Raw genomic sequence first — 9,311 nt, 5'->3', positions numbered from 1 at the left:
TATTTCTTTATATATATAAGTAGATATAAAGGTAGTTATTAATATAAAGAACATAATAATAACTAGCGTTAATTTAAATTTATTATTTTTTACCTTTGTATCTTCAAAAATTATTTTTTTACTATAGGTCATAATAATTCCCTTTCATTTAAATAATATGTATATTATACTTATTGTACAATATATTAACAATTAAGAAAAGGAGAGGAAATATGATGGAGATAGTTTTTAAAATAACTACAGATGATTATTTAGAATTATCTAAGTTAAAAAATAATGATATTAGTATTATAAAAAAAGCTAAAATTCGATATAAGCTATCAATAGCAATGCTAATAATAGCAATAACTTTATTTATGTTAAGTATAATAGAACCATTTTATATACCAGTATTGGTAGTAGGCACTATATTGTTAATTACTTGGATTTTATATAGCAATAATATATATGATGCAATTAGAGAGAAAACAATGAAAAATTTAGTAAATAATCAATTTTCTAAATCTGTAAAACAGATAAAATGTACTAAAATAACTTTACAAGAGGATGGAATAATTGAAGAAATTGAAGGAATGTATACTAAAATTCAGTGGAGTTTTGTAAATGATATTAATGTAACAGAAAATAATATATTCATTAACTTAATTTCAGGGCAAGTGGTGAATATTCCCAAAAGAGCATTTAAAAATGAAGAAGAGCAGGATATGGCTTTAAAGTATATAGATGAAAAGTTAGTTTAAATGATAATATTTCAAATACTAACTGGAGCAAAAGTTTAGAACTATTATTAAATGTAATTAATTATATGAAAAAGAAGAAATATGATATAGTGTTCTTAATTAAATTAGGAGAGGATATTATGGAGAAAAAGAAAAAGGATATTAAAATTACTATGGTGACTATTGGCATATATATAGTACTCTTGGTAGCAGGTTTTTTTGGTGGCATTTTATCTCGTAAAGTATTAGCGAGATCAAACATGCAATTTGGAGAAGCCTTAATTAGTATAATAATATATATTGGTATTTTTATAGTTATATTTGGATTACATATTATACTTCATGAAGCAGGGCATTTGATTTTTGGATTAATGTCAGGATATGAATTTATTTCTTTTAGAGTTGGAAGTTTGACTTTAGTAAAAGATGAAGGGAAATTTAAGTTTAAAAAGTTTAATATTAAAGGTACTGGTGGACAATGCTTAATGATGCCTAAAACTGATAATTATAAAGAAGTGAAATATGTACTATATAATTTAGGTGGAACATTAATGAATCTTATAATTACTATCGTAAGTTTAGTAATATTAATAGCATTTAATGTTAGTCCAATTATAAAATTTATATTAATTGCATCTATTACTGCAGGAGTGCTTTGTATTATAAGCAATGGAATTCCAATGAAGGTTAGCGGAATTGCTAATGATGGATATAATATAATATCCATTTCAAAAGATGATTTTATGAAATACTGCTTTTATATTCAGCTTAAAGTAAATGGACTTTTATCTAAAGGTATGAGAATTAAAGATATGCCTATTGAATGGTTTTATTTAAGGGAAGGAGCTGACTTAAATAATCCTTTAGTAACATCTTTAAAAATTATGGAAGGTAATTATTATTATGATAATTTAAACTTTGAAGAAGCACAAAGGTGTTATGAAGAAATATTAGAAAAAGCACCTAAAATTATGAAAATATATGAATATGAAATAAATTGTGAACTATTATTTTTTGAAATACTAAAAGGAAATATGGACAAGGTAAAAGAACTTTATACAGAAGAGTTACGTAATTATATAAAGGCAACATCATGTTATATTTCAAGAAAAAGACTTATGTATGCTTATAATTTAATAGTCTTAAAGGATAAGAAAAAGACAGAAAAGATATTAAAAGAAATTGAAAAAGTAAAGAAAACTTATCCTATAAAAGGAGATATTTTATCAGAAGAGGAAGTTATTAATTTTATAGGAGATACTAATAATATTGAAGTTGTATAATTCTAATTAATAAAATGTTTTATTATGAAAGGCGGAAATTAAATGACAAGAGAAGAAAAAATAAAAGCATTATATGAAGAAACCTATGAGAATGAAGCTTTAGAAGAGGTTTCTATTGAAGAAATGGAAGAAGAGTTAAAAGAATATTATTCAGCAGCAGGGTTTGATGTTGAAAATATAGATGAGTTATTAAGAAATCATGAAGAAAATCCTGAATTTATTAATTCTATAAATGAAAAAATAGAAAAAATACTTAGTAATAAATAGAGTAATAGCAAAAATATACTCATACTTATAAAAAATGTAGATAAGTTTGTGTAATAACAAATTTATCTACATTTTCAATTTAAAAGAAAGGTTGTAGCATTTGTTGGAACCTTTTTAGCATTTTACTCGGCATTTCCTAATATATCAAGACCAAATTGATCTAATTTTATATTGGCATCAATAACAGAATAATTATTATTTATAAAATAAATTATTAAACTATCACGTATATCTTTAGAATAAAGCTTATTGGATTTTGCAAGGGTAAGACATCTATTAGTTTCATCAATAGATAATTTGCAGGCTAGGCATAATTTTATTACATTATCTCTGCTAGGATTTTTTATACCATTTAATATTTGATAGCAATAAGTTCTACTAATGTCAGAATCAGAAATAAGAGTGCTTTTCTTAATTTTTTTACTAATTCTTAAACTATCTAAATATTTAGAAAAAGTTAAAGTTGGTATTGGTGAAAGTTTATTTTCGATATAATCATGAAGCTCCTTTTCAGAATTAATATTATTAATCATATCATCAAGTTCAGTTGTATTATTGTTATTATTATCTATCATTATAAAGTCAATCTCCACTAAATATAATTACTATCAACTAATGTTAATAATCAAAATTGAGTAATTTATATAATAATGATAAAATAAAAGTTGTTAAAAATCAATGTACTAAGGGGATAGGAACTATGGAAGAGATTAGCTTTGAAGATATAGAGTCAAAGTATAGTGAATTAGCTGAATTAAATAATTCAAAGAAAAGTACTGTTTATTTAGTTCAAAATGTATTAGACGGACGAATTTATATAAAAAAAGAGCTAAAAAATTATAATATTGATGTATATAGGCAAATAATTAAAATTAAAAATATGTTTATGGCAAGAATATATGAAATTTTCAAGTGTGAAGATTCTTTAATAGTAATTGAAGAATTTGTAAATGGACAGACACTACAAAGTATAGTAGATAATAAAGGTCCATTAAAAGAAGAAACTGCAATAAAATATATGATTAACTTATATTCGATTTTAGATGTTTTACATAATTTAAATCCAGCAGTTATACATAGAGATATAAAGCCTTCAAATATAATTATAGATAACAATGGAATATTAAAACTTATAGATTTTGATGTTTCAAGAGTTTATAAAGAAGAGGGAAATATGGATACTCATATACTTGGAACAAAGGGATATGCATCACCTGAACAGTTTGGATTTGATCAGACTGACTGTAGAAGTGATATTTATTCAATTGGAGTAATGTTAAATGTATTAACTACAGGAAAACATATAAAAGAAAAGTTAAATGAGGGAAAATTAAAAGAAATAATTGAAAAATGTACAAATATTTCACCTGATAATAGATATTTAAATGTTAAGGAATTGAAGTTAGTATTAGAAAATACTTTGAAAGAAAACATAACAGGTAATGTAAATAAAGAGTGCATAATAAATCCAATGAATAAAGAAACTAAGGGAAATAATAGTGACTTATTAAATTTAAAGAAGGAAGATAGTAATAATAGTCAGGAGTATAAATCTCCTTATGACAATTCAAATAAGCAATATAATTATTCAAAGAAATTAGATAGTGATTCAGTAAAAGCTGGTGAAAAAGAGAAAAATGCATTTAAAAAGATAATTTCTAAACTTAAGGAGCTTCCAGGATACAGAACTAAAAACCCATTAATAATACTGGTGGCATCTATGTGGTACTTTTTTTTGGGTATTTGGATTCTGCTGTAATTGGGGAACAGGCAATATGAGTTTGATACTTGAGGATGCAGTTATGGCTCCAATATTGTTTATTACTACCTTATTTAATGGGAATTATAAAAATATAAAAAGTAATCTTCCTTTAACTAAGCGTAATGACAGAGGTAGCAAAATAGTAGGAAATATATTATATAATTTTTTATTATTTGTAGTTTGTGGAGTTTTATTACAATTAGTTTAAAAATAATATAAATGTATGCTGACAGCATACCAATGACCTTCAAGAAATAATTAAAATAATATTATCAAGTATAGTTTAATATTATTTATTTTTTGGAGGTTTATTATTATGGAAAAGAAAGCAAAAAAGCCAATATGGAAGAAATGGTGGGTATGGGTACTTGCTGTTATTATAGTTGGAGCAATAGGTTCAGCTGGAGATGGTGATGATTCATCTAAAAGTGTAGCAGTTCAAGAGGAAAGTGTAGCTAATACAGAAAATAGTAGCAAGGATACATCAAATGTAGTTGAGACAAATGAAGAAAAAAAGGATATAAAAATTAAGGCTGGAACTTATAAAATAGGAACAGACTTACCAGCAGGAGAATATTTATTTTTTGCAAAGGGAATAGGATATATAGAAGTAACTTCAGATTCAACAGGATCTTTAGATAGCATTATTACTAATGATAATGTAAAAGGGCATAAATATATTACAGTTAATGATGGTGAATATTTAAAGATTAGAAGTGGAGAGTTTTATGCAGTAGCAGATGCACCTTCAGTAGTTCCTGAAGATGGAATATATAAAGATGGAACATATATTGTAGGGAAAGATATACCAGCAGGAGAATATAAGGTAACACTTACTTCATCTATAGGTATGGGATATATAGAAGTGTCTAGTGATAGTAGGGGGACTTTTGATTCAATAATAACTAATGATAATTTAATGGAAGATTCTTATATCACAGTTGAAGATGGACAATATTTAAAATTATCAGGAGCTGAAATTAATATAAATTAATGGTTATGAAAATAATAAAAAATGTGTGGGAATAGACTATAAGTTTAACTTAAAGTATTACAGGAAATCATATAAGATGGAATTGCATAGGGGTTTTATTAAAGGGGAAGTTTTATGAAATTTAATGAAGATGAAAATGTAAAAATACTAGAAGAGGTATTTTTAAAAAAGGAAGAAGAAGTAAAAGAATCAGAAGCAGAAATACTATTAGAAGAATATGAGAAGAATGAAACAGAGAAATTAGAGGGAGAAACTTCAGAATTTGAGTATGGAAAGTATATGGTTATAAGTGATAAAGCTATGGAAACTGAAGAAGTTTATGGTGTATTTGATTATGAAATTGATGCATTAAGAAGATATAGTGAAGTTAAGTTTAGAGGGAAAAAGAGAAATGTTTCTGTTATTAAGGCAGATATTGAGTATATATATTTGCAAGGGGTAAAATTTATTTTTACTTATGAAGAGATTTAAAATTATGAAAGAATTTGGTAATGTTTGGTGGAGTAAACTTAGAATTTTATTTATATAATGAATATGTGTAATTTACCCCTAAGGCAACTTCTTGCCTTAGGGGTAATTAATGTAGTATAGTTAAAAAATAAGTTTAAACTACGAAGGAAGTGATAGGATGGGTTCAATAAAATGCTCATTAAGAAAAGAAGTAAAAAATGACATAGCTAAATATATAGATACTGAATTTATTAATGAAGCAATTAAGGAAATTACCATATATATAAAAACAACTCATAAGGTAAATATTGATGATTCAGAGTTTAATGAAAATGATATACATTCGAAAGTTACATTAAATGATGGTGGGAAATTTAATGTTTATGATTATACATACGTTAAGGACTTTATATATGAATTATCTTGGGAGGGCTCATACGTTAAAGAGTTAGAAGAAGATAACTTTACTGAAGAAGATAAAGAAGTATATAAGTATATTCCAAAGGATATTGCTGCTGTTATCTATGAAAAAGTAGAGAAATCAATGGAGCAAAAAAAGGGAGATCTGTATAAAAAATTTAAAAAAAGATATACTGAAGACTTCTTATTTAACAGTGTTAGATGGTATAAGAGAAGTCGTGATGGAAAAATATATTATGATATGGACTTAGAAGAGTTAAGTCATGACAAAAAGATAAAACTAGAAGAAAAAATAAAAGCTGAAGTAGGAAATGGATTTAAGAGTAGATGGGGAAGTCCTGTTGCATCTAAAGTAGCTCCTTTAGAAGAAAAACTTTTATTAGATATATATGATAAAGGCTGTGACTTATTAGATATTGAAAATGAGTATTCTACAGAGGTTGTAGAGGCTGATAATAGCTATAATGAAAAGAACCTTATAAATCTTATGATAAAAAACTGTAGAGAAGCTGCAAGTTTAACAAAGGGGATAAATAGACTTAAAGTTAAGGTTGTTAATTCAATTGATGAAAGATTAGATAATCTTATTAATACAAATATTTATAAAACTAAAGAACATATGAATTTATACTTAGAAAATGCTAGAAATATGGTTTTTGGATATTATAAAAGTGTTAATCTTCCAGGCTTTAAAAGAAATCTTATAGGCAAAGAAGATAAGATAAACAAAATAATAGCAAGAATGGCTGTAGTTGAAAATATTCTTTATAAGAATTATTTAGAAGAAAACGAAAATTCACCATCTATTGATGATATGGAAGAAATTGAAGAATGTATTACTTGGATTTGTATAAAAGGTTTAGTATGGACATCAGAAAATATATATATTAGAAATAAAGCAAAAGATGATATTAAAGATATAATTTTAGACAATCCAGTAAATGAATATGAAGAAGCAAGAGCTATGAAAAGACACTTTATTCTTCATGTTGGTGAAACTAATACAGGAAAGACATATGCAAGTATAGAAAGATTAATGGAGGCAGAAAGTGGAGTATACTTAGCCCCTCTTAGATTATTAGCACTTGAAATTCAAGATAAGCTTAATTCACAAAATATAGCATGTTCTTTATTAACTGGAGAGGAAGAGGATATCCTTACTTATGCATACCATGTTTCATCTACCATTGAAAAGCTACAGCTTGGAACACCTTATGATATATGTGTTATAGATGAAGCTCAAATGATTGCTGATAAACAGAGAGGATGGGCTTGGACGAGAGCTATATTAGGGGTATTAGCTCCAGAAATTCATATATGTATGGCACCAGAAGCCTTGGATATAGTAATTAAGCTAATAAAGGACTGTAATGATACATATGAAGTAGTAAACCATACAAGAGATACAGAATTAGTATTTGAAGATGAGCCTTTTAATTTAAATAAAGATGTAAAAAAAGGTGATGCATTAGTTGTCTTTGGTAAAAAGAAAGCCCTTGCAGTTTCAGCACAGCTTCTTAATAATAATATAAAAACAAGTATAATTTATGGCTCACTTCCATATTCAACAAGAAAGAAGCAGTTTGAAAGATTTTTAGATGGTGAAACAGAAGTAATAGTTTGTACAGATGCTATAGGAATGGGTGTAAATCTACCTATAAAACGTATTGTATTTTTAGAAACAAGAAAATACGATGGAGTATCTTTAAGAAAGTTAAATGTTTCAGAAATAAAGCAAATAGCAGGAAGAGCTGGACGTAAAGGTATCTATGATAAGGGATATGTTACAGCAATGACTGATAGAAGCTTAATAAAGGAGGCTTTAACTGCAGAAACAAACAAAATTAAAAAGTGTTATATAGGAGTACCAGAATCTCTTTTAGATATAAATATAGATATTATAGACTCATTAAAAACATGGAGCACAATGTATGTAAAAGGGCATTATGAAAAAACAGATGTTACAAGAATAACTTATCTTTTAAATATATTAAAAAGACTTGGTATAAATGGAAGTAAGGAAGATCTTATGAAAATGGCAACAATTCCTTTTGAAGAAAATAATAAGGATGTTCAAAGGCTATGGGAAGAATATTGCATAATGTATAGTGCAGGTGCAGTAAACTTAAAGAAGCCATTGTTAAGGAAAAATGTAAGCTCAAAGAAGGAGCTTGATAATCTTGAAAGTTATTATAAGTCATTAGAATTAAATTATTCTTTTGGAAAGAACTTTAATATGATGATAAATAATAGATATATATCTTTAGAAAAGGAAGATACAGCAAATAAGATAAATGAGCTGCTTTTAACTAAGCTTCTTGATCATGAAAGAGTTTGTAGTATTTGTGGTAAAAAATTAGCTTGGGATTATGCTAGTGATAAATGTAGAGTTTGTAGAGAAATGATACATGGAATTAAGAGTGAAAGATATAAAAAGCCAATATTTAGAGGTCGTAGAGATAGAAGAGGAAAAAGATATTAAAATTAAGTGAAAAACAGTTGCAAAATTTTTTGCAACTGTTTTTATTATTTAGAAATATCAGATAAAAGTTTAATTGTAGCATCTGCAGCTATGTTTATTTGTTCATTAGCAGATATTTCAGCAGGGTTGTCTCCAGATTGTTCTCCGTAGCTACCAAATTGAGCGTGATTTCCACCAGGTATCTCAACAAAGGTTGTAGAAGTAGGTAAAAGATCTTTTGAATCTGCAATCTTTTCTAAGTCTGCAACACCATCATCAGAACCATAAATTGAAGTAACCTCTATATCAGAGTCTTTAAGTTCATCACCTTGAGGGTATGAAGCGTAGAAAATAACACCATCAATATTATCATTTTCACTAGCATACTTAGCAGCCATTACACCACCTAATGAATGTCCACCAATAGCCCAGTTTTTGATATTAGGGAACTTTGATATTACTTCATCGGCAGCATCAGAGTCAAAAATAGCAAAATTAAGTGGCATAGGAGTTATTATAACTTCATAACCAGCTTGAGCAATTTTATTAGCAAGGAGTGCGTAGCTTTCAGGTTCTACTTTAGCCCCAGGATATATTATTAATCCTGTTGTTGCTTCTGTGTTTTCAGGAGTAAAGGTTATAAAATTATTTTCAGTAACATCTACAGATGTAGAATCTTCTAAACTAGCTATAGCTTCAGTACTTGGACCATAAGAAGTCATAAAAAATGAAGCCATAAATATAAGTATAGCAACTATTAAGCCTAATATTATAAAAGAAACAGTTTTTAGTGTTCTATTTTTCATTTTATTTTCACCTCAAATTTTTTATCAAAGAGTATAATATGCTTTTAAGTTTATAATGTCAATAGAGTGTAAATTAATAAAAAGTAAAGAAGTAATATTATGTATTTATGCTAATTCAACACATTCTATATATTTAATAAAGGAGTTTA

The 9,311-nt window shown here is 26.7% G+C and carries 10 protein-coding genes; 8 read left to right on the top strand and 2 right to left on the bottom strand.

Translation table 11 applies throughout. From position 1 onward, the window contains the following. The first annotated feature begins 212 nt into the window (after nt 1–212). The 3 genes from I4V51_RS19895 to I4V51_RS19885 all read left to right on the top strand — a co-directional run bounded on the left by I4V51_RS19895 (nt 213) and on the right by I4V51_RS19885 (nt 2,269). Nucleotides 213–740 (top strand): YcxB family protein, encoded by a 528-nt coding sequence (locus tag I4V51_RS19895; RefSeq protein WP_195990181.1) that lies wholly within the window; start codon nt 213–215, stop codon nt 738–740. 119 nt (nt 741–859) lie between these two features. Continuing rightward, the gene (locus tag I4V51_RS19890; RefSeq protein ID WP_195990180.1) at nt 860–2,002 is read left to right on the top strand and encodes a site-2 protease family protein; all 1,143 of its coding nucleotides are present in this window, start codon (nt 860–862) and stop codon (nt 2,000–2,002) included. 42 nt (nt 2,003–2,044) lie between these two features. Next, nucleotides 2,045–2,269, top strand: coding sequence for a hypothetical protein (locus I4V51_RS19885; RefSeq protein WP_195990179.1), 225 nt, complete (start codon nt 2,045–2,047; stop codon nt 2,267–2,269). Between the two features lie 122 nt (nt 2,270–2,391). On the opposite strand, the gene I4V51_RS19880 is transcribed toward I4V51_RS19885, so the two are convergent. After that, on the bottom strand, nt 2,392–2,844 hold the full coding sequence (locus I4V51_RS19880; RefSeq protein WP_195990178.1) for a helix-turn-helix transcriptional regulator: 453 nt from the start codon (nt 2,842–2,844) through the stop codon (nt 2,392–2,394). A 125-nt stretch (nt 2,845–2,969) separates the two neighbouring features. On the opposite strand from I4V51_RS19880, the gene I4V51_RS19875 reads away from it, so the two are divergent. From I4V51_RS19875 to I4V51_RS19855, 5 genes are all read left to right on the top strand, one after another. Further along, nucleotides 2,970–4,028 carry a serine/threonine-protein kinase gene (locus I4V51_RS19875; RefSeq protein WP_195990177.1) on the top strand — a complete coding sequence of 353 codons (1,059 nt, stop codon included), beginning with the start codon at nt 2,970–2,972 and terminating at the stop codon, nt 4,026–4,028. Nucleotides 4,029–4,044: 16 nt separating this feature from the next. Beyond that, complete coding sequence (locus I4V51_RS19870; protein WP_195990176.1) at nt 4,045–4,239, top strand: hypothetical protein; 195 nt, start codon at nt 4,045–4,047, stop codon at nt 4,237–4,239. Nucleotides 4,240–4,347: 108 nt separating this feature from the next. Continuing rightward, entirely contained in the window at nt 4,348–5,025 is a 678-nt protein-coding gene (locus I4V51_RS19865; protein WP_195990175.1) for a hypothetical protein, read from the top strand. Nucleotides 5,026–5,139: 114 nt separating this feature from the next. After that, a complete protein-coding gene (locus I4V51_RS19860; RefSeq protein WP_195990174.1) occupies nt 5,140–5,496 on the top strand; it encodes a hypothetical protein in 357 nt (118 codons plus the stop codon). A 157-nt stretch (nt 5,497–5,653) separates the two neighbouring features. Beyond that, on the top strand, nt 5,654–8,377 hold the full coding sequence (locus tag I4V51_RS19855) for a DEAD/DEAH box helicase (RefSeq protein ID WP_195990173.1): 2,724 nt from the start codon (nt 5,654–5,656) through the stop codon (nt 8,375–8,377). Between the two features lie 44 nt (nt 8,378–8,421). Here I4V51_RS19855 and I4V51_RS19850 read toward each other — a convergent pair whose 3' ends face one another. Beyond that, complete coding sequence (locus I4V51_RS19850) at nt 8,422–9,162, bottom strand: alpha/beta hydrolase (protein ID WP_195990172.1); 741 nt, start codon at nt 9,160–9,162, stop codon at nt 8,422–8,424. Nucleotides 9,163–9,311 lie beyond the last annotated feature (149 nt).

The organism is Clostridium sp. D53t1_180928_C8, from assembly GCF_015667795.1.
In the GTDB taxonomy this organism is placed as follows: Bacteria; Bacillota; Clostridia; order Clostridiales; family Clostridiaceae; genus Clostridium.
The sequence above is the reverse complement of the archived record's forward strand: the minus strand, read 5'-3'. Positions and strand labels throughout refer to the sequence as shown.